Genomic DNA, 22,500 nt, shown 5'->3' with positions numbered 1-22,500 from the left:
CTTGGCCCATGCACATCGTTGACGTTTGCGGTTTCTATACCCCGCATGGCGGCGGTGTGCGGACCTATGTCGAACAGAAGCTCGCCATCGGTCCGCAGCTCGGCCAGGAGATTACGATCCTTGCCCCCGGTGCGCGGCACGAAGTGATCGAGCGCGGGCCGGGCGCGCGGATCGTTTACGTACCGTGCCCGAAGTTTCCGCTCGATCGGAAGTATCACTATTTCGACGATACCGACCAGGTGCACGACGCGCTCGATGCGCTCGCGCCGGACTTCGTCGAAGTGTCCTCGCCGTGGCACAGCGCGGCGATGGTCGCCAAGTGGGACGGTGCGGCTCCGCGTTCGATGGTGATGCATGCCGATCCGATGTCGGCCTATGCCTATCGCTGGCTCGCCCCGCCGTTCCGGCGCGAGACGATCGATAGGCATTTCTACCAGTTCTGGGACCATATGCGCGCGATGGGCGAGGTCTACGACCGGGTGGTCTGTGCGAGCCACGAGCTCGGCGAGCGGCTCCGCCGCGGCGGGGTTGCCAATGTCGAGATCAACCCGATGGGAATCGAAGCTCATCGGTTTTCGCCGTCCAAGCGCGACCCGGAATTGCGGGCGGAACTGCTGCGCGAATGCCGCTTACCGCCCGATGCGCACCTGCTGCTTGGCGTCGGGCGGCTGTCGGCGGAAAAGCGCTGGCCGATGGTGGTCGACGCGGTGCATTCGGCCGGGCAACGTTTTCCACTGGGCCTGGTCCTGTTCGGGCAGGGCAAGGAAAAACGCACGATCCAGCAGCGGATCGGCGGCAACCCACATATCCGTGTGTTCGGGCCGGAAACCAGCCGCGAGAAGTTTCCCCGGATCGTCGCCAGCGCCGATGCATTGATCCACGGCTGCGAGGCAGAGACCTTCTGCATGGCCGCTGCCGAAGCGCGCGCGTCAGGTACGCCGTCGATCGTGCCGGACCTGGGCGGCGCAGCGGACCACGCACGCAATGGCGCGGGGCTACGTTACAAGGCCGGAAGCGCCGCGAGCGCAGCCGATGCGATCACGCAGATGTTCAGCCAGCCGTTTCCTGCGTTCACCGCCAAGAGCCGAACGATGGAGGAGCACTTCGCAGACCTTTTCGCGAGCTACGCAGCGGTCGGCGGTACTGCGATCCCGCTCGAAACCATCAAGGTTGCCGCTACGCGCCTTTGAACGCGGCCTTGCGCTTTTGCAGGAACGCCATTGCTCCTTCGGCGGCATCGGCCGTGCCGCCTGCCTGCCGCTGGGTTTCGGCTTCGGTTTGCAATGTGGTGGTGAAGTCGGCCGAGAGGCCAGCACGCATGGTACGCTTCATCAGGCCCAGCGCAACGGTCGGGCCGCTCGCAAGACGCTCGGCGAGCGCGGTCGCTTCGCCCGCCAGCGCATCGTCTTCGACGCACTTGTATATAAGGCCGATCCGTTCGGCTTCTTCGCCGCCGATCTTCTCGCCCAGCATCATCATCCGGGTCGCTTGCGCGCTGCCGACCAGGCGCGGCAGCATCCAGCTCGATCCGCCGTCGGGAACCAGCCCGATATTGACGAACGCTTGCAGGAAATAGCCGCTCTTGCCGGCAATCACGAAGTCTGCCGCTAGTGCGATCGAGCAGCCAACGCCCGCGGCCGGGCCGTTGACCGCACTGACCACCGGCACCGGCACGCTGGCGAGCAACGCGATCATCGGATTGTAGTGCCCCTGCAGCGAGGAATAGGCTCGGTCGCCGCCGGTGATCGAGGATTGCGCATTGGCGGCAAGGTCTGCGCCCGAGCAGAACGCGCGGCCTTCGCCGGTCACCAGGATGGCGCGCACATCGCCCCGATCGCGCACGGCAGCGAAGATCTCGTCGGCCATCTGCGGAGGGCAGGCGTTGAGCCGCTCGGGCCGGTTGAGCGTCAGCTTCATGACGTCTCCGCTGCGCTCTACCTTGATCGTTTCGTATGCCATTCGTGCTCTCCCGCTCCCGCTGTCCGGGCGTGTTAGGTTCGATTCGAGGACTTATTGGCATTGCTTGCCGACCGCTGTCGAGGGCAAGTTGGCGAACCTGCGCAGTAGTGATAGGCGCTCGCGGGTAATCCGGCGATCGACGTCGGTAGCCAGGGAGCACTTCGATGCCAGGCCTCTACTTCCAGGATTTCGCGGTCGGGCAGGAATTCGACCATGCCTTTTCGCGCACGGTGACCGAGTACGACAACATCCAGTTCAGCCTGATGACGCTGAACCCGCAGCCGGTGCACGTCGACAACCACTTTTCCGAAAGCACCGAGTTCGGCAAGCCGCTGTTCAACAGCCTCTACACGCTCGGGATCATGATCGGGATGAGCGTCTACGACACGACGATGGGCACCACGGTGGCGAACCTGGGCATGACCGACGTGGTATTTCCCAAGCCGGTGTTCGCGGGCGATACACTGCGCTCGCACACCAAGGTGATTTCCTTGCGCGAAAGCAGGTCGCGCCCCGGGCAGGGGATCGTCGAGTTCGAACACACCTGCACCAACCAGCACGGCGAGTTGGTCGCCAGATGCACCCGCAACGCGCTGATGAAGGGGCGGCCCGACACCTGAGGCTCAGGTGCCGCAGAAGGTGACGTAGGGCCCGAAGCTGTCAGGCGCGGGCCGGGCGTACTCCTCGAACCCGTCACGCTCCTCGAACGGGCGCGTCACGGCATCGAGCAAGCGTTCATACGGTGCCATGTCTCCCTCGATCGCTGCGGCGAGCGCCTCCTCGACCTTGTGGTTGCGCGGGATGTAGACCGGGTTGGCGGCGTCCATCGCGGCGCGGCGGTCGGCGGCGGACAAGGAATCGCCTTCGATCCGGGTCAGCCATTCGGCGATCCATGCCTCGCCAACCGCCGGGTCGTCGAACAGCGCGGATGCGATACCCGGCCCTTCCGCGGGCACACGGGCAAGCGCGCGGAAGAACCGCGTAAAATCGACCGACTGCCCTTCCATCGCCTTCATCAGGCGGCTGGCAAGGTCGAGATCGCCCTCCTGCACGTCAACCAGGCCAAGCTTGCGGCGCATCCCCTTGAGCCACGCGGCGATGTAGCGTTCCGGGAACTGTTCGAGCAGCGCGGTAACCTTCTCGGTCGCCGCATCGTCCTGTTCGGCGATCACCGGCAGCATCGCATTGCCCAGCTGGATCAGGTTCCAGCGAGCAATAAACGGCTGGTTGCCGAACGCATAGCGGCCTTGCGTATCGATCGAGCTGAACACTGTGCGCGGATCGTAGCTGTCGATGAAGGCGCACGGGCCGTAGTCGATCGTTTCGCCCGAAAGCGCCATGTTGTCGGTGTTCATGACCCCGTGAATGAAGCCGAGGTTCATCCATTGCGCGACGAGCGCGGCTTGCGCGTCCATCACCATCTCGAACAGCGCGAGGTAGGGATTTTCCGCTTCGGCCGCTGCCGGATAGTGCCGTGCGATCGTGTAGTCGGCCAGTTGGCGCACGTAATCCGGCCCAAGGTGTGCAGCGAAGAACTGCACGGTTCCGACGCGGATATGGCTCGCCGCGACGCGCGTGCTGATGCCGCCAGGCTCGGCCCGTTCGCGCTGGACCTTCTCGCCGGTCGCCACCACCGCGAGCGAGCGCGTGGTCGGCACGCCAAGCGCGGCCATCGCTTCGGACACGAGATATTCGCGCAGCGCCGGGCCGAGCGCCGATCGCCCGTCACCATTGCGCGAGAACGGCGTGCGGCCCGAACCCTTGAGCTGGATATCGAACCGCTGGCCGTCGGGCGAGACGACTTCGCCCAGCAGCAGTGCCCGCCCATCGCCCAGTTGCGGGTTGAACTGCCCGAACTGGTGCCCCGCATAGGCAAGCGCGATCGGATCCGCACCCTCGGGCAATGCGTTTCCGGCAAAGATTCGCGCAAGGTCCGCTTCGCTCAGGCCGTTGAACCCCAGCCCCAGCCGTTCGGCCAGCCCGCGATTGAAATGCAGCAGTTGCGGCGCAGCGACCGGTTCGAGCTGCCACGGCGCGTAGAACCCTTCGAGCTGGCGCGCGAAGCTGTTGTCGAAGCTCCAGCCGGCGGCAATGGTTTCGGTCTGGTCGAGGGCAGGTGCGTCAGTCGTGGACCTTCTCCAGCGAGAGCGCGTTCATGCAATAGCGCAGGCCGCTCGGCGGTGGGCCGTCGGGGAACACATGGCCCAGGTGCGCATCGCATACCGCGCACAGCGCTTCGATGCGGACCATCCCGTGGCTGGTGTCGGCGTGGTAGGAAACCACGGCGTCTTCCACCGGTTCGCCGAAGCTCGGCCAGCCGGTGCCGCTTTCGAACTTGGTCGCCGAATCGAACAGTTCGGTGCCGCAACACGCGCAGGCGTAGCGGCCCGGCTGGAACAGCGAGCACATCTCGCTGCTGAACGGCCGTTCGGTACCGTGCTGGCGGGTGACATAGAACTGTTCGTCGCTCAGCTGCGCGCGCCATTCCGCCTCGCTTCTTTCCACCCGGCGGGGCGGGGCGGGATTGCCCTCCTTCGCGCGGGCGACGACGGCATTCCAGGTGAGCATCGGCAATTCTCCGGCGGGTTCGGTCTCGCGAGCAAGGTAAGCCTTCGCCGCCCGAGTTCAATCCGCCCCTGAGTGGGCAAGCCATACTATCGCCGGGACAACCCGATTGCACCTTGCGAGACCGGCAAGCGGCACGGTAACGCGACCGGGTTTGCATACCTATGCGCGAGGAGAAAGATTCAGTGAGCGACCCGATCCAGCGAAGCACCTTGCGCGTTGCCCCGCAACTTGCCGCGTTTATCGAGAACGAGGCACTGCCCGGCACCGGCATTTCGGATGACGACTTCTGGACGGGTGCGGCGAGGATCTTCGACACCTTTACCCCGCGCAACCGCGAGCTGCTGGCCAAGCGCGACGCAATCCAGGCCAAGATCGACGATTGGCACAAGGCCAACCCGGGCAAGATCGAGGACATGGACGGCTACACCGCGTTCCTCACCGAGATCGGCTATCTCGTGCCCGAGCCCGCCCCGTTCACCGCCGATCCGCAAAAAGTCGATAGCGAACTGGCAACCGTCGCCGGTCCGCAGCTGGTGGTGCCGATCCTCAATGCGCGGTTCCTCTTGAACGCGGCCAATGCGCGCTGGGGCAGCCTCTACGATGCGCTCTATGGCACCGACGCGATCCCCGGCGAAGCGGAAGGCAAGGGTTACGATCCCAAGCGCGGCGCGAAGGTGATCGCGTGGGCACGCGAGTTCCTCGACAAGGCGGTACCGCTCGCCAGTGGCTCGTGGGCCGACTGGGACGGCACCGCGCCGCAATTGAAGGACCAGTCGCAACTTGTCGGCACCGCGGGCGACAACCTGCTGCTCAAGAACAACGGCCTGCACATCGAGATCGTGGTCGATCGCGACCACCCGATCGGCAAGGATGATCCGGCAGGGGTCGCTGACGTGATCCTCGAAGCCGCCGTTTCGACGATCTGCGACTGCGAGGATTCGGTTGCGGCGGTCGACGCCGAAGACAAGGTGCTGGCTTATCGCAACTGGCTCGGCCTGATGAAGGGCGACCTTGAGGATACCTTCGAGAAGGGCGGGAAGATGATGACCCGCGCTCTCAACCCCGACCGCGAATACACCGCGACCGACGGTTCGCCGCTGACTCTGCATGGGCGCAGCTTGTTGCTGGTGCGCAATGTCGGCCACCTGATGACGACCCCTGCGGTGCACCTCGCCGATGGCAGTGAAGCACCCGAGGGCATTCTCGACGGGATCGTCACCAGCCTTGTCGCGCTCCACGATCTCAAGCGGCTCGGCAAGCTGGCCAATAGCCGCGAAGGATCGGTTTATATCGTCAAGCCCAAGATGCACGGGCCGGAGGAAGCGCGCTTCACCAACGATCTGTTCGATGCGGTGGAAGACCTATTGGGGCTGGCGCGCAACACGCTCAAGGTCGGGGTGATGGACGAGGAACGCCGGACCAGCGTCAACCTTGCCGCCTGCATCGAGGCGGTGAAGGACCGGATCATGTTCATCAACACCGGCTTCCTCGACCGGACGGGTGACGAGATGCACACCGCGATGCAGGCCGGCCCGATGCTGCGCAAGGGCGCGATGAAGACCACGCCGTGGATCACCGCCTACGAGGATCGCAACGTCCAGATCGGGCTCGCCTGCGGTCTTTCGGGCAAGGCGCAGATCGGCAAGGGCATGTGGGCGATGCCGGACCTGATGGCTGCCATGCTCGAACAGAAGATCGGCCATCCGATGACCGGGGCCAACTGCGCGTGGGTGCCGAGCCCGACCGCCGCGACGCTCCACGCGACGCACTATCACGCAGTCGATGTGTTCGCGCGTCAGTCCGAACGCGCCGCCGAGCCGGTTGCGGCCCTGTCGGACCTGCTGACGATCCCGGTGTCCGAAGGGACCAACTGGTCCGAAGGCGAAGTGCGCGAGGAACTGGAGAACAACGCGCAAGGCATCCTCGGTTACGTCGTGCGTTGGGTCGACCAAGGGGTCGGCTGTTCGAAAGTGCCGGACATCAACGACGTCGGGCTGATGGAAGACCGTGCAACCCTGCGCATTTCCAGCCAGCACATCGCCAACTGGCTGCATCACGGGGTCACAACTCCCGAGGAAGTCGATGCGGTGTTCCTGCGGATGGCGGCCAAGGTCGATGCGCAGAATGCAGGCGATCCGGCATACAAGCCGATGGCGAGCGATCCGCAAGGCAGCCTCGCCTTCCAGGCTGCACGCGCGCTGGTGTTCGAAGGACTCGAACAGCCCAACGGCTATACCGAGCCGTTGCTCCACGCCTATCGCCGCAAGGTGAAGGCGCTCGGCTGAACGATCTGGTCGGCAAGGCCCGTGCATTCATATTCCTGTTGACCATATTGCGAATGTGAACGATCACATTTACAATATGGTCGGGCGTAGATAGACCCGGCATCCGGTATAGAGAGGATAGAACCGCGATGGCCCTTGCCCCCGACGTTGCCAGCAGCACTGATCCGCTACCCGAGGATGCGGACGGGCAGAACATCAATGCGCCGGGACTGCAGTTCTTCGTCTTCGGGCTGTTTTTCATTTTTGGCGGGATCACTTCACTCAACGACGTGATCATCCCCAAGTTGAAGGAGTTGTTCACGCTCTCCAACTTCGAAGTATCGCTGGTGCAGGTGTGGTTCTTCGTCGCCTACGCCATCGTCGGCATCCCCGGCGCCAAGTTGGTCAAGAAGATCGGCTACATGCGCGGTGCTGCGGCCGGTCTTTCGCTGATGATCGTAGGCTGTTTGCTGTTCATCCCGGCGAGCCAGATGGCGGTCTTCGAATTGTTCCTGCTTGCGTATTTCGTGCTCGCGAGCGGTGTGGTGATCGTGCAGGTCGTCTCCAACCCGCTGATCAGCCTGCTCGGTCCAGCGAAGACGACTCATAGCCGCCTGACCTTCGCGCAGGCTTTCAATTCGCTCGGCACGACGATCTTCCCACTGGTCGGCGCCGGGATCATCCTCGGCAGCATCGCTGGTGTCAGTGCTTCCGATCTCTCGGGTCCGGCTCTCGATGCCTATCGCGCGACCGAGACGCAGATCATCGCCAAGACCTACATCGGCCTGGCGTTGGCGATTGCCGTGGTCGCGGGCGTCGTGTGGATGTTCCGCAACAAATTACAAGGCGAACGCCACGAGGATTCCAGCTTCATCGACGGGTTGAAGCTGCTGCGGCGGCCGCGCTTCGGTTACGGCGCGGCGTGCATCTTTCTTTACGTTGGTGCCGAAGTGTCGATCGGCAGCTTCATGATCAACTATCTCGAGCAAGCAAGCGTGCTCAACCAGAGTGCAGCAGCGATCGGCTGGCTCGTATCGTTCTACTGGGGCGGCGCGCTGGTCGGGCGGTTCGTTGGTTCCGGCGTGCTGCGGTTGTTCAGCCCAGGCAAGGTGCTGGCGTTCAATGCGTTGGGCGCGATCACGCTGATCCTCATTTCGGCCAACAGCCATGGGACGGTTGCAGCCTATACCCTGCTTGCCGTGGGACTGATGAATTCGATCATGTTCCCGACGATTTTCTCGCTCGCTTGCGAAAAGCTCGGTCCGCGCGCGGCGGATGGTTCCGGCATCATCAACGTCGCCATTGCCGGCGGCGCTGTGATCCCGGCTCTCTACGGGTTCACGTCCGACCACACCGGCTATGCGCTCGCCCTGATCATCCCGGCAATCTGCTACGCGATCATCGCCGGGTTCGGCGTGTTCGCCCGCAAACCCGCAGTCGCCTGACCCGACCCCGCAATTCGGAGACTTGCCGCCGTCGAATTTCGGCCGCAGGACGGGGGATAGCGGCTGCCCGTCTGCAAGCCGAATGTATCCGAAGAAGGGTCGCAAGCGATGACCGAAGCCGCTGAAGTCAATGCCGACATGCTGTCGTTCTGGAACGGTACCGGCGGCAATATCTGGGTCGAGCGGCAAGCGCACACCGACATCACGCTCCAGCCGGTAACCGACGCGCTGCTCGCCTTTGCCGCTCCGCAAGCCGGGGAGCGGGTGCTCGACGTCGGCTGCGGATGTGGCGCGGTCACGCTCGACATCGCACGTGCAGTGGGTGAAAGCGGCTCGGTAGTCGGGGTCGATATCTCCGGCCCGATGCTTGCCGAAGGGCAGCGCCGGGCCGAGGCAGCGGTGATCGGCAATGTTTCCTGGCACCGAGCCGATGCCGCCACCGCCGATCTCGGCACATTCGATCTCGTTGTGTCGGCGTTCGGCACGATGTTTTTCGGCGATCCGGTTGCTGCGTTCGCGCACATCCGTTCGTCGGTGGCTCCGGGCGGACGTCTGGCGATGGTCTGCTGGGCCCCGCTTGCAGAGAACCAGTGGATGGAAGTGCCGATGGACGCGGTCCGGCCGCATATCCCGCCGCGCCCGGCTGGTGCGCCCAATTCGCCGGGCATGTTCGGCTTCGCCAATCCCGACTATACCTCCGAAGTGCTCACCGCCGCCGGATGGGCGGCACCACGGTTCGAAAAACTGTCGCTCGATCTCGACATTGCGGCCGGCCGCGGGCTCGACGAAGCGGTCGCGCAATCGACTCTGATCGGCGCAGTCAACAGCTGGCTGCGCCCGCAACCCGACGAAGTGAAGATCGCCGCGACCGCCTCGATCCGCGAGGCCTTTGCTGCGCATACGGTGGGAGAGAGCGTCGCCCTCCCGGGCGCTTGCTGGCTGATCGGTAGCGAAGCGACCTAGCCAGCCGGGGCGGACAGATGGCGTGCGGCGCGCTATGGAGCAGCGAATGACAACGCCCTACCACCCGCCGGTCAAGCGTTCGGTTGCGATTGCCGGGCACAAGACCTCGATCAGCCTCGAGCCGCTGTTCTGGGACATGCTGCGCGAAGCGGCCGAACGCGAAAGCGTGCCGATCGCCGGGCTCGTCGCACGGATCGACGAGGAGCGTATCCGCGCCGAGCATCCGTGCGGGTTGGCGGGAGCAATCCGGATCTGGCTTGTGGCGAACGCGCCCGGGCGTTGAGCCAGCGTCAGTCGTCGCCGACGCGCTCGACCTGCGCGCCGACCAGCGCGAGCTTTTCTTCGAGCCGTTCGTAGCCGCGATCCAGGTGATAAAGGCGGCGGACCTGCGTCTGCCCTTCGGCGGCGAGCCCGGCGATCACCAGGCTCATCGAAGCGCGCAGGTCGGTCGCCATCACTTCCGCGCCGTGCAGCTGCTTCACGCCCTTGACGATCGCGGTGCGGCCGCTGGTCTCGATATCGGCCCCCATGCGCGCCAGTTCGGGCACGTGCATGTAGCGGTTCTCGAAGATCGTCTCGGTCAGCACGCTGGTGCCTTCAGCCACCGTCAGCAACGCCATCAGCTGCGCCTGCATGTCGGTCGCAAGGCCGGGATAGGGCGCGGTGGTGAGGTTGGTTGCCTTGAGCGGGCCGTTCGCAGCAATCCGCACGCCCTTCTTGTCGGCTTCGCACTCGACCCCGATGTTGCGCAGCGCGTGCAGCGTGGCCTGCATTTCGTCGGCCTTGGCTCCGTCAAGATAGACTTCGCCACCGGTAATCGCCGCGGCGCAGGCATAGGAACCCGCTTCGATGCGGTCGGCCATCACGCGGTAGGTCGCCCCGTGCAGGCGCTTGGCCCCGTGGATCGTCAGTTCCGACCCTCCGATCCCTTCGATCTCCGCGCCCATCGCCACCAGCAGGTTGCACAGGTCGACGATCTCCGGCTCGCGCGCGGCATTGAGCAGGCGGCAGGTGCCGTTCGCCAGCACCGCAGCCATCAGCGCGTTCTCGGTCGCGCCAACCGAAACCACCGGGAAGTCGAATTCGCCGCCCGGGAGCCCGCCATCCGGCGCGTGCGCGCGCACGTAACCCTGCGCGAGTTCAATCGTCGCCCCGAACGCCTCGAGCGCCTTCAAGTGCAAGTCGATCGGGCGGTTGCCGATCGCGCAGCCTCCGGGCAGCGACACGGTCGCTTCACCCATTCGCGCCAGCATCGGGCCGAGCACGAGGATCGAGGCGCGCATCTTGCGCACGAGATCGTACGGCGCGACGGTGCCGGTGATCCGGGTCGCTTCGAGGCTCATCACCCGCCCGAAATCTTCGGGGCGACTGCCCTGGATCACGGTCGTCACCCCGAACTGGTTCATCAGGTGCTGGAACCCGTCGATATCGGCGAGGCGCGGCAGGTTGCGCAGCGTCATCGGTTCGTCGGTGAGCAGCGCGCAGGGGATCAGCGTGAGCGCGGCGTTCTTCGCGCCGGAAATCGGGATCGTGCCGGAAAGGCGCTTGCCGCCTTCGATGATGATCTTGTCCATGACTTCAGGCCTTAGCGCGTTTGATCGCGCCCGCAAGTCGGCGGTTGCGCAGGCGCCACGCGCTTCGTATCGCTACACCCCATGAGCAGCCGCAAACCGATCAAGAAAGCCGTGTTCCCCGTCGCGGGCCTCGGCACCCGATTCCTTCCCGCGACCAAGGCGATCCCGAAGGAATTGTTGCCGATCGTCGATCGGCCGCTGATCCAGTACGCGGTCGACGAAGCCCGCGAAGCGGGGATCGAGCAGATGATCTTCGTCACCGGTCGCGGCAAGACTGCGATCGTCGAACATTTCGACATCGCCTACGAACTCGTGACGACGATGGAAGAGCGCGGAAAGTCGCTCGACGTGCTCGAACCCACGCGGTTCACGCCGGGCGACATCATCACCGTGCGCCAGCAGGTGCCGATGGGCCTCGGTCACGCGATCTGGTGCGCCCGCGCGATCGTCGGGGACGAGCCGTTCGCGATTTTCCTGCCCGACGAGCTGATGATTGCGCGCAAGGGCGGCACCGGCTGCATGAAGCAGATGGTCGAAGCCTACGATGAGGTCGGCGGGAACCTGATCTCGGTGCTTGAAGTACCGCACGAAGCCGTTTCGAGCTACGGCGTGATCGCGCCCGGTGCGCAGATCTCCGATAGCCTGACCGAAGTCACCGGACTGGTCGAGAAGCCGCCGGTGGCCGAAGCCCCATCGAACAAGATCATTTCGGGCCGCTACATCCTGCAGCCCGAAGTGATGCGCACGCTCGAAGACCAAGAGAAAGGCGCGGGTGGCGAGATCCAGCTGACCGACGCGATGGCGCGGATGATCGGCAACCAGCCGTTCCACGCAGTGACGTTCGACGGCAAGCGCTACGACTGCGGCAGCAAGACCGGGTTTGTCGAAGCGACCTTGGCACTGGCACTCGAGCGGGACGACATGGGTGCCGAGGTGCGCGCAATGGCGGAGCGGTTGCTGGCCGGTTAGGCCCCGGCGCTCTCGCGTACTTTCGCTATGCCCGCAGCGCGCTGGGCGGCCAGTTCGGCCTTGAGCTTTGCAGGATCGCGCGCGAACACGAACCCGAAGCTGACCCCGCCCTCCTTACCGATCGTTGCATGGTGCAGCTTGTGCGCCTGGACCAACCGCTTGGCATAACCGCGCTTGGGCACCCAGCGGAACCAGCGCTGGTGGACCAGCCCGTCGTGCACCAGCGTGTAAACGATACCGTAGAGCAAGATGCCAAGCCCGATCCAGGTGCCCGGCCACCATGCGTTTGCTCGCATCACCAGCGGGCTGCCGAGCGCGAACATCGAAATGCTCATTGCCGCGCCGACCAGCGCGAAGCGGTCGTTCTTTTCGAAAAAACCATCATGCGGTTCGTGGTGGTCGCGGTGCCATGCCCAGCCAAACCCGTGCATCACATACTTGTGGCTCGCCCAAGCGACGCCTTCCATCGCGAGAGTGCTCGCAAGCACGATGAGAAAGGGGACCAGCGCAACCATTGCGCGCGGCAATATAGGTCAGTCGACGGGGAAAAAGAACCGCGCGATTTCCTCGCCGATCCGGGCCGGACGCAGCGTTCCGGCATCGACGCAGCACCAACTGGAACGTACTTCGGCGATAACTTCCTCGCCGCGTTCGATCACGGTGTGGTAGAAAGCTCGTGCACCGTGGATCTTTTCCAACACCGTGCGAGCGATCACGTCGTCGTCGAGGAACGCGGGCTTGCGGTAGGTAATCTCGTGCTTGAGCGCGACCCACAACCGCTCGGCGACCGCTTCGGCCGGGGCCAGCTTGTTCCAATGCGCCAGCACCGCGTCCTGCACCCAGTTGAGGTAACGCGAATTGTTCACGTGCCCCATGAAATCGATGTCGTCGGGGGTGATATTGATCGGGTGGTGGAACGGCTTTGCTGACATACATGTCAGTTACCACGCCAATCGTTTCCAATCCATGACAAAAGTCGGAATTTCAATGGATTCGTCAGATGCCTGCTTGGAAGCGACAATTCGTTACAAAATTGGCGGGAAACAAAACCTCTGTCGGAAATTTTCGCGATTGGCCCGGCGTGATTGTCCACCGGGACCTTAAGGAAATGTACAATGCGCAATTCGCTCAAGATTGTTGCTGTTACCCTCGTTTCCACCGCCGCTCTCGGTATGGCCCTCCCCGCCGTTGCCGCGACGACAAAGACTTCGGCCCCAGCCAAGGTCACGGCCACTCCGGCCAAGGCCACCACCAAGACTGCATCGACCAAGTCGAGCAAGAAGGCCAAGTGGACCAAGGCATCGATGAAGACCTCGAGCAAGAAGACTGCCGCCAAGGCGCCGGTGAAGACCGCGTCGAAGACGACGGTCAAAACTCCGGTCAAGGCAACGACCAAGGCGCCAGCCAAGGGCTGATGCTTGAGCCGGGACAAGATTTCCCATCTTGCCCGCCGACGGGGGCGGTTTTAGCCAGCACTGCATGGCCAGCCGCCCCCGCACGCTTTACGAGAAAATCTGGGATGCCCATGTCGTCGAAACGCTCGATGACGGCACCAGCCTGATCTACATCGACCGCCACCTGGTCCACGAAGTCACCAGCCCGCAGGCGTTCGAGGCGCTGCGCGTGAGCGGGCGAAAGGTCCGCCGGCCAGACCTCACGTTGGCGGTCCCCGACCACAACCTGCCGACAACTCCCCGGCTCGACTCGCGAGGCAAGCGCTTGCCGATTGCCGATCCGCAGAGCGCGGCACAGCTCGCCGCGCTCGAACGCAACGCGCCCGACTTCGGGATCGAATACATCGATGCGACCGCTCCGGCGCAGGGGATTGTCCATGTCGTGGGGCCCGAGCAGGGTTTCTCGCTCCCCGGCGCGACGATCGTCTGCGGGGACAGCCACACCGCGGCCCATGGAGGCATCGGCGCGTTGGCATTCGGGATCGGCACCAGCGAAGTCGAGCATGTTCTCGCGACGCAAACGCTGCTGCTCAAGCAATCGAAGACGATGGAAGTGCGCGTGACCGGCGCGCTCGGCCCCGGCGTGACGCCAAAGGACCTGATCCTCCATATCATCGGCACGATCGGCGCGGCGGGCGGTACCGGCTACGTCATCGAATATCGCGGGCCCGTGTTCGAGGCGATGAGCGTGGAGGGCCGGCTGACGGTGTGCAACATGAGCATCGAGGCGGGCGCACGCGCCGGCCTGATCGCCCCCGACGATGTCGTGTTCGATTACCTCGAGGGCCGCCCCTACGCGCCGACCGGAGACGACTGGGAACGCGCGGTCGCGTGGTGGCGTTCGCTCGCCACCGACGACGGCGCAAGGTTCGACAAGTCGGTAACGATTGACGCCAGCACGGTCGAGCCGACCGTGACCTGGGGCACCAGCCCGGAAGACGTCGCACCGATCGGGGCGGTGGTTCCGTCGCCGGAAAGTTTCGTGGATCCTTCTAAGCAGGAAGCGGTGCGCAAGAGCCTTGCCTACATGGGGCTCGAGCCGGGAGAGAAACTGTCCGAAGTCCCGGTCGAGAACGTGTTCATCGGCAGCTGCACCAACAGCCGGATCGAAGACTTGCGCGCCGCTGCCGAAGTGCTGCGCGGTCGGCACAAGGCCGCGAACGTGCGATGGGCGATCGTTGTCCCTGGGTCAGGACTGGTGAAAGCGCAGGCCGAGGCCGAAGGGCTCGACAAGGTGTTCATCGATGCCGGGCTCGAATGGCGCGAACCGGGCTGTTCGGCGTGCCTCGCGATGAACCCCGACAAGGTGCCCGCAGGCGAACGGTGCGCTTCGACCAGCAACCGCAATTTCGTCGGCCGGCAAGGTCCGGGCGCACGCACGCACCTGGTCAGCCCGGCGATGGCGGCCGCCGCCGCAGTGACCGGCAAACTCACCGACGTGCGCGAACTGGTGCGTTGAGCAGGCGCGGGGTGGAACCGAACGCGACCCCTTGCACGCTTACCGTGCGCGGACCATGTGTGATCGCATGACCAAGAAGATCACCGGGAAAGCCGCGGCCATGGCCGCTGGTGCCATTGGGTCGGCAGCGATCGCTGCTGCCCTGCTCTATGCCAACAAGCGCAAGGAAAAGAAGGCGCAGAAGACCGACACGATCCCGTCGGGCGAGCCACCGGAGACCGACTGATGGAACCCTTGAGCGAAGTGGAAGGGCGGGCGATCCCGTTCGGGCGCAAGAACGTCGATACCGACGTGATCATTCCGGCCCACTGGCTCAAGACCATCACCCGCGACGGGCTGGGGCAAGGCGCATTCGAGACAGTGCGCGCCGAAGCCGGGAACGTGTTCGACGATCCCAAATTTGCCGGCGCTTCGATCCTGATCGCAGGCGACAACTTCGGCTGCGGATCGAGCCGCGAGCACGCAGCTTGGGCTCTGCTCGACCTCGGTATCAAGGCGGTGATCGCGCCGAGCTTTTCGGACATCTTTTCCGGTAACGCGTTCAAGAACGGCATCCTCACGGTCGTCCTGCCGCAAGAGCAGGTCGACCGCCTGATGGAGGTCGCGCAGACCGATCCCGTCTCGATCGACCTGGAAAGCCAGATCGTTTCTACCCCGTTCCAGGATCGCTTCACGTTCGAGATCGACCCGTTTCGCAAGCATTGCCTGATCGAGGGGCTCGACGAGGTCGGGCTGACTCTCTCGCGCGACGCCGCTATCGCTACCTATGAACAGAGGCAAGCGGGCGACATGCCCTGGCTGGCCCACGGAACGGAGAGAGCCGCATGAAAGCTTTGAGGACCCACGCAGTTGGCGGGCCCGAAACCCTTACCCTCGACGAAGTCGATGTTCCCACGCCCGGAAAAGGGCAGGTGCTGGTCGATGTGAAGGCTTGTGCGATCAACTATCCCGACACGTTGATGATCCGCGACCTCTACCAGTTCAAGCCCGAGCGACCCTATTCGCCGGGCGGTGAAATCGCCGGGGTTATCGAAGCGGTCGGCGAAGGCGTCGAAGGCTGGAAAGCGGGTGACAAGGTGCTCGCCGGGATCGGCAATGGCGGTCTGGCGGAGAAGGTCTGCGTGCCCGCCAACCGGATGTTTGCGGTGCCCGACGGCGTCCCGTTCGAGAAGGCCGCATCGCTGATGATGACCTATGGCACTACGATCCACGGCCTCAAGGATCGCGGCCACATCAAGCAAGGCGACGTGATGCTGGTCCTCGGCGCGGCGGGGGGCGTGGGCCTCTCTGCGGTCGAACTCGGCAAAGCGTTCGGCGCTAAAGTGATCGCCGCCGTCTCGAGCGCGGAGAAAGGCGAGATTGCGAAACAAGCCGGGGCTGACGACGTGGTCATTTACCCCAAGGGCGAGATGGACAAGGCTGCGAGCAAGGAGCTCGCTAATGCGTTCAAGGCAGCGTGCGGTCCTGATGGGGCGAACATCGTCTACGATATCGTCGGCGGGCAGTATTCCGAGCCGGCGCTGCGCGCGATCGCGTGGGAGGGGCGCTTCCTGGTGGTCGGTTTCCCGGCGGGCATCGCGAAAATGCCGCTCAACCTGACCCTGCTCAAGAGCTGCGACATCTGCGGCGTGTTCTGGGGCGCGTTTACGGCCCGCGAGCCGGGCAAGTTCCACGAACAGGTCAAGGAGCTGTTCGCCTTGCTCAAGGCTGGAAAGATCGATCCGCTGGTGTCGGAGACTTTCCCGCTCGAGCGCGGCGGCGACGCTATCGCCAAGCTGGAGAATCGCGAAGCGGTGGGCAAGCTCGTCGTGACAATGGACTGACCGCGCTTGCCGCTCATGGCAGGCGCGCCTATGTCCAGAAGTCCATATTCCGTTTGGGGAAAACGATGACCGATTTCAATGACCGCGAGCGCGCCGAGGAAGCGCACTTCGCATTCGACCAGGAAACAGCCTTCCGCATTGCCGCGCGCCGCAACCGGCTGCTCGGCCAGTGGGCGGCCGAAAAAATGGGCCTGACGCCCGAAGAGACCGATGCCTATGCCAAGGCGGTGGTCCAGGCCGATTTCGAGGAAGCGGGCGACGAAGACGTGATCCGCAAGGTGCTGGGCGACCTGACCCAGGCCGGGATCGAGATCGACGAAGCGCAAGTGCGAACCGCCCTCGAGCAGCAAGCGATCGAAGCGCGCCGCCAATTGATGGGCGAGGCCTGACGCCATGCCGATGAACGGCGGCGACATCGCCGGGATGATCGAAGCCGCGCTCCCCGGGGCGGTGGTCGAGATGACCGACCTTGCGGGCGACGGCGATCACTGGGCCGCCCGAGTTATCGCGCCGCAATTTGCCGGCAAGAGCCGCGTCGCACAGCACAAGCTGGTTTACGAAGCGCTCGGCGGACGGATGGGCGGCGAACTCCACGCCTTGCAACTCACCACCGCCGTCCCCAACTAATTACGCGCAAGCCCAATTTCCAAAGCAGGTCGTATTGCCATGTCCGACGTCAACCAGCGCATCTCCGATATCGTCTCGAACGACGATGTCGTCCTGTTCATGAAGGGAACTCCGCTGTTCCCGCAGTGCGGCTTTTCGAGCCGCGCGGTCGCGATCCTCGATCACTGCGGCGTCGCCTACGGCAGCGTCGACGTGCTGCAGGACATGGAGATCCGGCAAGGGATCAAGTCGTTCTCCGACTGGCCGACGATTCCCCAGCTCTACGTGAAAGGCGAATTCGTCGGCGGCAGCGACATCATGATGGAGATGTACGAAGCGGGCGAACTGCAGCAGCTTTTGGCTGAAAAGCAGGTCGCAAAGGCCGGTTGATCCTCGCCCTTCGTGGCCGAATGAGAAAAGGCCCGTCCGGGATATCCGGGCGGGCCTTTCTCTTGGGGTTCGGGGAGGCGGGGCCGGGAGACCGGGGGCCCCGCCTCATTTAGGAAGACTTTGGGGTGCCCTGTTCCTAGCACGGACCGTGCCAAGTCGAATTCGTGGCGGATTCTTGCGGGTCATGATGGTTAACAATTTTTACCCCGATCCGATTGTGTAAGGTTTCCCGACAGCGATTTGAATTGCCGCTTGGCAAGCGCGCGGCAGGGCGGCACAGACGGTTGCAATGAACGACCGAACTTCCCCCGACAGCCCGCGCCCTTCGATCCCTGCCGCCACGGTCGTGGTGTTCCGCAACGCCCCCGAGGGCGGCCCCCCGCAAATCCTGATGGTTACCCGCGCACGGCAGATGTCGTTCGCCGGCGGTGCGGCGGTGTTCCCCGGCGGGCGGATCGACGACGCGGATTTCGCCCTTGCCGATGCACTCGAAACCGGTCTCGAGCGGAGTGAAGCTGCCAGCCGGGTGGCAGCCGTGCGCGAAACGCTGGAAGAAACCGGACTGGTCATCGGGGTGCGCGAGCCCGTCGGGGCCGACGATGCCCGCAAAGCGCGCGCGATGCTGCTCGAAAGCGGAGTTCTGGCTCCGGTGCTCGATACGATGGGCTGGACGCTAGACCTGGATGCGCTGGTCGCCTTCGCCCGCTGGCATCCGAAGAACGAGCGCATCCCGCGCATCTTCGATACCCGCTTCTACCTCGCCGACCTTGGCACTGGGGCGGTCGAGATCGAGATCGATGCGACCGAGAACACCCGCCTGTTCTGGACCACCGCTGCCGATGCTCTGGCGGCGGCCGATCGCGGCGACATCATGATTATCTTCCCGACCCGCCGAAACCTCGAACGGCTCGCCCGGTTCGCCGATTTCGACGCTGCAAGGGCCGATGCGGCGGCGCATCCGGTGCGCACGATCACGCCCTGGACCGAAGAGCGCGATGGCCGGCCGTGGATCGTAATCCCGGCGGACTGCGGCTATCCGGTCGACGGCGAACCGCTTGACCGTGCTGCCCGGGGCTGATCAGGCGCACATTCCTGCTTCCGTGCACATTACGAAGTCGCGCCGCTCTGCGGCAGGAAGCCCTGCAACACATTGCCTTCGGTCGTCAGGTAATTGCGCGCATAATCGAAGCGCGGTGTGTCGGAAAACAGCAGGTAGTAGTATTTCATCTGCTCCGACCACCAGTAACCCGGGCAGTGATCGGCCTGCCTCTTGGGATTGCTGGTTACATCCGCCATGTCGGTGAAGCCGAAGGGTGCGCGGTTGAATTGTTTCATTGCCAGGAAGTGGTCGCGCCCGATCGACCGCCAACGCGGGTCGCGATCGATCAGCCACAGCGTGAATGCCGAATCCGCCAGTTCGGGGCGCAGCGAATTGGTCATTTGCGTCGCCTCTCCAGCCAGATAGTCGTATCCTTCGGGCAGGATGCCGTAGCGCGCCTGCAGTGCAGCCCAGCTTTCAGTGTATGCCGCCCCTTCCTTCATCGCGCCGCCCTGGCCAAGCAAGCCGCCGTAGAACGATGCCAGCTCGTCCTGTTCGGTAGATACGATCTCACCGGTCTCGAAATCGACATCGGCGAACCATAACGCGCCATCCCGCCAGACCTGTTGGTGCTTCAGGATGGCTGAGGTGCAGACGTTGTACATCGCCTTGCAGTCGGCATCCCCGAGCAGTTGCCAGCTGTCCCACAGGTATTCGAAGAAGCTGTCGCAATACGATCCGACGGTGGCCCTGCGCGAATGCCATTCACCGGTGTCGACATCGATCTGGGTGGCAACAAGGCCCAGCTTCGACCGGCGTTCGAACACTGCGACTGCGGCGCGCTTTGTCGCTTCGACATAGCGCTCATCGCCCGTCAGGAGGCTAAGCGTACCCCATTCCGGCAGGTATGTGGCGATGTCGGCCGGACTGGTAACGCTTTGGCGGGTTTCGCCGGTCGCTAGGTTAATGAACCGGCGCGGCATCCCGGTGGGCGTATCGAATGCGGGCAGCAATCTGTCTGCGAGGTCGCGGGCCTTGGCGAGCAAGGCAGGGTCGCCGCTGGCATGATGAGCAGATAGCAGCCCTCCGACCAGCCTGATCGAGGTCTCGAACACCGATACTTCGCCGTCGACCGCGAAATCGAGGTTGCCCTTTACCCAATCGACCCCGGCGGCGAACGCTTCGTCGAGGCCCATGACCCAAAGCGTATCGAGCGCTTCGATCAGCGACAGGCCGAGGTGACGGTCCTTGAGTGGGAAGCTGGAAAACGTCCCGCTAACAGGCCTGATCTCGTCCTTGCCCCACGCTAGGCGGCGGTAATTGTCCCACGCGAACTCCATCTGGTCGCGAACGTCGGTCGCGAGTGCGCTCCAGTCGATCCCGCTACCAGGATCCGCAGCGCGGAGCGATTGAGGCAAGCCGCCGATCGCACCCAGCGCCGCCGCGCCGCGCAACAAGGTGCGCCGTTGCAGTTTCACGCGCTCCATCCTCCTGTTCCCTCGCCGACCGGGCCTCGCCGATTTTGTCCGGTTTCACAACCGTCTTGCGTCGCGCGCGGCTCTCGCCCAATCGAGCGGAAGCGAAATTTCCATTCGGCACAGGAGCCAGAATGCCCAAGTTGCTTCGTATCGCTGCCGTTCTCGCTACTGTTCCCGCGCTCGTATCGGGGCCCGCGCTCCTGTCGGCAAAGTCCGAACCGACGCCATATGACAGCGTCGATCCGATGATCGGCACCGGCGGCGAAGGGCACACCTTCCCCGGCGCAGTCGCCCCGTTCGGGATGGTCCAGCTCTCGCCCGACACCGACACGACTTGCACGATCCGCGATTGCTACGGCCACGCGGCAGGTTATCGCTACGAGGATCCGACGATCCAGGGATTTAGCCACACCCATTTTTCGGGCGCGGGCCACTCTGACCTCGGCGATTTCCTGGTGATGCCGGTCAGCGGCGATGCAGTGCCGCTCGAACCGGGTAGCGCGACCGACTCGGCATCGGGTTATCGCTCGCGCTACAGCCACGCGACCGAGGTCGCGCAGCCGGGATACTATGCTGTTACACTCGCCGACTACGGCGTGAGAGCAGAAATGACCGCGGGCACGCGAATCGGTGTCCATCGCTATACCTTTCCGGCGGACAAGGCGGCACATCTCGTTTTCGATCTCAGGACGTCGCTGTACAACTACCCGGGCAAGGTCCTGTGGTCCTCGATCCGGTTGCGTGGCGATCGCACGATCACCGGCTGCCGCCAGACGCGCGGCTGGGCGCCCGACCGCGTGCTGTGCTTTGCGATGCAGCTCTCCGCGCCGGTCGCCGGGCACGCGTTCGTCGATACCGAGAAAAGTGTCGCCTACCGCGGGTTCCAGGGGCCGGGACGCGGGACGGACAAGGTGGCCTACAAACAGGGGCGCGCGATCGTTGCGCGGCTCGATTTCGGCCAACTTCCCAGGCCGCTGGAAGTGAAGGTGGCAATCTCGTCGGTCGACGAAGCAGGCGCACTGGCCAACCTAGCGAGCGAACCGGGCGACTTCGACGCGATCCGCGCGAAGACCAGGGCCGAGTGGCAGAAAGCGCTGGGAGCGGTCGAGATCGAAGCACCCGAGGGTATGCGCACGAGCCTTTATACTGCGCTCTATCATTCGCTGCTCGCCCCCTCGATCGCGGGCGATGTCGATGGTCGCTATCGGGGGGCGGATAACCAGGTCCACACGGTCGACTTTCCCTTCCGGTCGACCTTTTCGCTGTGGGACACGTTCCGTGCCGAACAGCCGCTGCTTACCCTGATCCAGCCCGAGAAGGTCAACTCCGACATCGTCCGGTCACTGCTGGCCAGCCAGCAGGACAGCCCGTTCGGCATCCTGCCCGTGTGGCAGTTCCAGGGGCGCGAAACGTGGACCATGATCGGCTATCACGCGGTGCCGATCATCGCCGACGCGTATCTCAAGGGGATCAAGGGATTCGATGCTGACAAGGCGCTCGATGCGATGGTGGCGAGCGCAACCTACGGTCCCTATGGCGATCTCGCCGACTACATGAAGCTGGGCTATGTCCCGATCGACAAAGAGCCCGAAGCGGCATCGAAGACTGTCGAGTACGCCTACGACGACTGGACCATCGCCCGCATGGCCGATGCGATGGGCAGGAAGGATATCGCGGCCCGGTTCTACAAGCGGGCGGGCTACTGGCGGAACACGTTCGACCCGAAAACCGGGTTCGTCCGTGCGCGGAAATCGGACGGCCAGTTCCGCACGCCGTTCGATCCTACCGCGATCAACTACGGCTCGGACTACACCGAGGGCAATGCCTGGCAATACAGCTGGTTCGTGCCGCAGGACCAGGCTGCGCTGTTCAAGGCAATGGGCGGCGACAAGGCAGCCATCGCCAAGCTCGATGCGATGTTCGATTTCGACAATTCGAAACTCGACTACAGTCATGCCGAAGATATCGCTGGACTGATCGGGCAATACATTCACGGCAACGAGCCGAGTCATCACGTCGCTTATCTCTACGACTACGCGGGTGCCCCGTGGAAGACGCAGGGGCGCCTCAAGCAGATCGTCGAGAGCCAGTACAAGCCGACACCCGACGGACTTTCGGGGAACGACGACTTAGGCCAGATGTCTGCCTGGCTGGTGTTCACTTCGCTGGGTTTCTATCCGGTCACGCCGGGGAGCCTGCAATATGCGATCGGGCGACCCTTCGTGGACCGGGCGACGATCCACCTGCCAAACGGCAAGGCATTCACCGTCATCGCCGACAATATGGACGATGCGCACCCGTTCGTCGGCTCTGTTACACTCGACGGGAAGCCTTTCGCGCGCAGCTACGTCACCCAAGGCGAGATCATGGCCGGCAGCACGCTGCGTTTCACAATGCAGGCCCGCCCGAACAAGCGATGGGCGAGCGGTCGTTCGGCAAGACCGTACTCGATGAGCGCGGCGGAGCGATAGGAAGAGGGGGAAATCCACTGGTCGGGACGACTGGATTC

At 64.0% G+C, this 22,500-nt stretch carries 24 protein-coding genes; 17 read left to right on the top strand and 7 right to left on the bottom strand.

The genetic code is table 11. The features are described 5' to 3' along the window. The first annotated feature begins 8 nt into the window (after window positions 1–8). Entirely contained in the window at window positions 9–1,190 is a 1,182-nt protein-coding gene (locus CJO11_RS06360; protein ID WP_095011960.1) for a glycosyltransferase, read from the top strand. Here CJO11_RS06360 and CJO11_RS06355 read toward each other — a convergent pair. Beyond that, a complete protein-coding gene (locus CJO11_RS06355; RefSeq protein ID WP_095011959.1) occupies window positions 1,177–1,959 on the bottom strand; it encodes an enoyl-CoA hydratase-related protein in 783 nt (260 codons plus the stop codon). The two genes, CJO11_RS06360 and CJO11_RS06355, sit on opposite strands and share 14 nt — an antisense overlap. 164 nt (window positions 1,960–2,123) lie before the next feature. Between CJO11_RS06355 and CJO11_RS06350 the strand changes: the two genes are divergently transcribed. Next, entirely contained in the window at window positions 2,124–2,579 is a 456-nt protein-coding gene (locus CJO11_RS06350; RefSeq protein ID WP_095011958.1) for a MaoC family dehydratase, read from the top strand. 3 nt (window positions 2,580–2,582) lie between these two features. Here the strand turns inward: CJO11_RS06350 and CJO11_RS06345 are convergent, their stop codons facing one another. Together CJO11_RS06345 and msrB are read right to left on the bottom strand one after the other, a co-directional pair. Further along, window positions 2,583–4,052: a protein adenylyltransferase SelO gene (locus tag CJO11_RS06345; RefSeq protein WP_095011957.1), complete on the bottom strand. Its 1,470-nt coding sequence runs from the start codon at window positions 4,050–4,052 to the stop codon at window positions 2,583–2,585. A 28-nt stretch (window positions 4,053–4,080) separates the two neighbouring features. Continuing rightward, window positions 4,081–4,527 carry a peptide-methionine (R)-S-oxide reductase MsrB gene (msrB, locus tag CJO11_RS06340; protein ID WP_095011956.1) on the bottom strand — a complete coding sequence of 149 codons (447 nt, stop codon included), beginning with the start codon at window positions 4,525–4,527 and terminating at the stop codon, window positions 4,081–4,083. A 182-nt stretch (window positions 4,528–4,709) separates the two neighbouring features. On the opposite strand from msrB, the gene CJO11_RS06335 reads away from it, so the two are divergent. The 4 genes from CJO11_RS06335 (at window position 4,710) to CJO11_RS06320 (ending at window position 9,482) form a co-directional block, all read left to right on the top strand. Further along, window positions 4,710–6,812, top strand: coding sequence for a malate synthase G (locus CJO11_RS06335; protein WP_420823147.1), 2,103 nt, complete (start codon window positions 4,710–4,712; stop codon window positions 6,810–6,812). 128 nt (window positions 6,813–6,940) lie between these two features. Further along, on the top strand, window positions 6,941–8,236 hold the full coding sequence (locus CJO11_RS06330) for a sugar MFS transporter (RefSeq protein ID WP_095011954.1): 1,296 nt from the start codon (window positions 6,941–6,943) through the stop codon (window positions 8,234–8,236). Window positions 8,237–8,344: 108 nt separating this feature from the next. Then, on the top strand, window positions 8,345–9,199 hold the full coding sequence (locus tag CJO11_RS06325; RefSeq protein WP_095011953.1) for a class I SAM-dependent methyltransferase: 855 nt from the start codon (window positions 8,345–8,347) through the stop codon (window positions 9,197–9,199). Window positions 9,200–9,245: 46 nt separating this feature from the next. Further along, a complete protein-coding gene (locus tag CJO11_RS06320; RefSeq protein ID WP_095013251.1) occupies window positions 9,246–9,482 on the top strand; it encodes a ribbon-helix-helix domain-containing protein in 237 nt (78 codons plus the stop codon). A 7-nt stretch (window positions 9,483–9,489) separates the two neighbouring features. On the opposite strand, the gene murA is transcribed toward CJO11_RS06320, so the two are convergent. Next, entirely contained in the window at window positions 9,490–10,773 is a 1,284-nt protein-coding gene (murA, locus tag CJO11_RS06315; protein ID WP_095011952.1) for a UDP-N-acetylglucosamine 1-carboxyvinyltransferase, read from the bottom strand. Between the two features lie 81 nt (window positions 10,774–10,854). On the opposite strand from murA, the gene CJO11_RS06310 reads away from it, so the two are divergent. After that, a complete protein-coding gene (locus CJO11_RS06310; protein WP_095011951.1) occupies window positions 10,855–11,742 on the top strand; it encodes a UTP--glucose-1-phosphate uridylyltransferase in 888 nt (295 codons plus the stop codon). Here the strand turns inward: CJO11_RS06310 and CJO11_RS06305 are convergent. Continuing rightward, window positions 11,739–12,257 carry a sterol desaturase family protein gene (locus tag CJO11_RS06305; RefSeq protein WP_095011950.1) on the bottom strand — a complete coding sequence of 173 codons (519 nt, stop codon included), beginning with the start codon at window positions 12,255–12,257 and terminating at the stop codon, window positions 11,739–11,741. The two genes, CJO11_RS06310 and CJO11_RS06305, sit on opposite strands and share 4 nt — an antisense overlap. A gap of 18 nt (window positions 12,258–12,275) precedes the next feature. Beyond that, entirely contained in the window at window positions 12,276–12,674 is a 399-nt protein-coding gene (locus CJO11_RS06300; RefSeq protein ID WP_205651113.1) for an acyl-CoA thioesterase, read from the bottom strand. A 183-nt stretch (window positions 12,675–12,857) separates the two neighbouring features. Between CJO11_RS06300 and CJO11_RS06295 the strand changes: the two genes are divergently transcribed. From CJO11_RS06295 to CJO11_RS06255, 9 genes are all read left to right on the top strand, one after another. Next, entirely contained in the window at window positions 12,858–13,157 is a 300-nt protein-coding gene (locus CJO11_RS06295) for a hypothetical protein (RefSeq protein ID WP_095011948.1), read from the top strand. 64 nt (window positions 13,158–13,221) lie between these two features. Then, on the top strand, window positions 13,222–14,655 hold the full coding sequence (leuC, locus tag CJO11_RS06290; protein WP_095011947.1) for a 3-isopropylmalate dehydratase large subunit: 1,434 nt from the start codon (window positions 13,222–13,224) through the stop codon (window positions 14,653–14,655). Between the two features lie 67 nt (window positions 14,656–14,722). Further along, entirely contained in the window at window positions 14,723–14,881 is a 159-nt protein-coding gene (locus tag CJO11_RS06285) for an isopropylmalate isomerase (protein ID WP_095011946.1), read from the top strand. Then, window positions 14,881–15,483: a 3-isopropylmalate dehydratase small subunit gene (gene leuD, locus CJO11_RS06280; protein ID WP_095011945.1), complete on the top strand. Its 603-nt coding sequence runs from the start codon at window positions 14,881–14,883 to the stop codon at window positions 15,481–15,483. Before CJO11_RS06285 ends, leuD begins: the two co-directional genes overlap by 1 nt. Then, window positions 15,480–16,478 carry an NADPH:quinone oxidoreductase family protein gene (locus CJO11_RS06275; protein ID WP_095011944.1) on the top strand — a complete coding sequence of 333 codons (999 nt, stop codon included), beginning with the start codon at window positions 15,480–15,482 and terminating at the stop codon, window positions 16,476–16,478. The genes leuD and CJO11_RS06275 overlap by 4 nt, the downstream gene beginning before the upstream one ends. A gap of 65 nt (window positions 16,479–16,543) precedes the next feature. Beyond that, on the top strand, window positions 16,544–16,867 hold the full coding sequence (locus CJO11_RS06270) for a DUF1476 domain-containing protein (RefSeq protein WP_095011943.1): 324 nt from the start codon (window positions 16,544–16,546) through the stop codon (window positions 16,865–16,867). Window positions 16,868–16,871: 4 nt separating this feature from the next. Next, on the top strand, window positions 16,872–17,105 hold the full coding sequence (locus tag CJO11_RS06265; protein WP_095011942.1) for a BolA/IbaG family iron-sulfur metabolism protein: 234 nt from the start codon (window positions 16,872–16,874) through the stop codon (window positions 17,103–17,105). A 39-nt stretch (window positions 17,106–17,144) separates the two neighbouring features. Continuing rightward, on the top strand, window positions 17,145–17,474 hold the full coding sequence (gene grxD / locus CJO11_RS06260) for a Grx4 family monothiol glutaredoxin (protein WP_095011941.1): 330 nt from the start codon (window positions 17,145–17,147) through the stop codon (window positions 17,472–17,474). Window positions 17,475–17,763: 289 nt separating this feature from the next. Then, window positions 17,764–18,552, top strand: a complete 789-nt coding sequence (locus CJO11_RS06255; RefSeq protein ID WP_095011940.1) for an NUDIX domain-containing protein — start codon at window positions 17,764–17,766, stop codon at window positions 18,550–18,552. 29 nt (window positions 18,553–18,581) lie between these two features. Here CJO11_RS06255 and CJO11_RS06250 read toward each other — a convergent pair whose 3' ends face one another. Beyond that, window positions 18,582–20,000, bottom strand: coding sequence for a glycoside hydrolase family 47 protein (locus CJO11_RS06250; RefSeq protein WP_095011939.1), 1,419 nt, complete (start codon window positions 19,998–20,000; stop codon window positions 18,582–18,584). A gap of 122 nt (window positions 20,001–20,122) precedes the next feature. On the opposite strand from CJO11_RS06250, the gene CJO11_RS06245 reads away from it, so the two are divergent. After that, window positions 20,123–22,462, top strand: a complete 2,340-nt coding sequence (locus CJO11_RS06245; RefSeq protein ID WP_095011938.1) for a GH92 family glycosyl hydrolase — start codon at window positions 20,123–20,125, stop codon at window positions 22,460–22,462. The last annotated feature ends 38 nt before the right edge of the window (window positions 22,463–22,500 follow it).

It is taken from the genome of Tsuneonella mangrovi, from assembly GCF_002269345.1.
GTDB lineage: Bacteria > Pseudomonadota > Alphaproteobacteria > Sphingomonadales > Sphingomonadaceae > Tsuneonella > Tsuneonella mangrovi.
This window is presented reverse-complemented; position numbering and strand designations above follow the sequence as displayed.

Coding starts and splice junctions, on each gene's coding strand:
- CJO11_RS06255 (WP_095011940.1), top strand. CDS start 17,764: ATGAACGACCGAACTTCCCCCGACAGCCCGCGCCCTTCGATCCCTGCC.
- CJO11_RS06310 (WP_095011951.1), top strand. CDS start 10,855: ATGAGCAGCCGCAAACCGATCAAGAAAGCCGTGTTCCCCGTCGCGGGC.
- CJO11_RS06305 (WP_095011950.1), bottom strand. CDS start 12,257: ATGGTTGCGCTGGTCCCCTTTCTCATCGTGCTTGCGAGCACTCTCGCG.
- msrB (WP_095011956.1), bottom strand. CDS start 4,527: ATGCTCACCTGGAATGCCGTCGTCGCCCGCGCGAAGGAGGGCAATCCC.
- CJO11_RS06245 (WP_095011938.1), top strand. CDS start 20,123: ATGCCCAAGTTGCTTCGTATCGCTGCCGTTCTCGCTACTGTTCCCGCG.
- CJO11_RS06320 (WP_095013251.1), top strand. CDS start 9,246: ATGACAACGCCCTACCACCCGCCGGTCAAGCGTTCGGTTGCGATTGCC.
- CJO11_RS06285 (WP_095011946.1), top strand. CDS start 14,723: ATGACCAAGAAGATCACCGGGAAAGCCGCGGCCATGGCCGCTGGTGCC.
- CJO11_RS06275 (WP_095011944.1), top strand. CDS start 15,480: ATGAAAGCTTTGAGGACCCACGCAGTTGGCGGGCCCGAAACCCTTACC.
- CJO11_RS06330 (WP_095011954.1), top strand. CDS start 6,941: ATGGCCCTTGCCCCCGACGTTGCCAGCAGCACTGATCCGCTACCCGAG.
- CJO11_RS06270 (WP_095011943.1), top strand. CDS start 16,544: ATGACCGATTTCAATGACCGCGAGCGCGCCGAGGAAGCGCACTTCGCA.
- CJO11_RS06265 (WP_095011942.1), top strand. CDS start 16,872: ATGCCGATGAACGGCGGCGACATCGCCGGGATGATCGAAGCCGCGCTC.
- grxD (WP_095011941.1), top strand. CDS start 17,145: ATGTCCGACGTCAACCAGCGCATCTCCGATATCGTCTCGAACGACGAT.
- CJO11_RS06355 (WP_095011959.1), bottom strand. CDS start 1,959: ATGGCATACGAAACGATCAAGGTAGAGCGCAGCGGAGACGTCATGAAG.
- murA (WP_095011952.1), bottom strand. CDS start 10,773: ATGGACAAGATCATCATCGAAGGCGGCAAGCGCCTTTCCGGCACGATC.
- CJO11_RS06325 (WP_095011953.1), top strand. CDS start 8,345: ATGACCGAAGCCGCTGAAGTCAATGCCGACATGCTGTCGTTCTGGAAC.
- CJO11_RS06360 (WP_095011960.1), top strand. CDS start 9: ATGCACATCGTTGACGTTTGCGGTTTCTATACCCCGCATGGCGGCGGT.
- CJO11_RS06300 (WP_205651113.1), bottom strand. CDS start 12,674: ATGTCAGCAAAGCCGTTCCACCACCCGATCAATATCACCCCCGACGAC.
- leuC (WP_095011947.1), top strand. CDS start 13,222: ATGGCCAGCCGCCCCCGCACGCTTTACGAGAAAATCTGGGATGCCCAT.
- leuD (WP_095011945.1), top strand. CDS start 14,881: ATGGAACCCTTGAGCGAAGTGGAAGGGCGGGCGATCCCGTTCGGGCGC.
- CJO11_RS06350 (WP_095011958.1), top strand. CDS start 2,124: ATGCCAGGCCTCTACTTCCAGGATTTCGCGGTCGGGCAGGAATTCGAC.
- CJO11_RS06250 (WP_095011939.1), bottom strand. CDS start 20,000: ATGGAGCGCGTGAAACTGCAACGGCGCACCTTGTTGCGCGGCGCGGCG.
- CJO11_RS06295 (WP_095011948.1), top strand. CDS start 12,858: ATGCGCAATTCGCTCAAGATTGTTGCTGTTACCCTCGTTTCCACCGCC.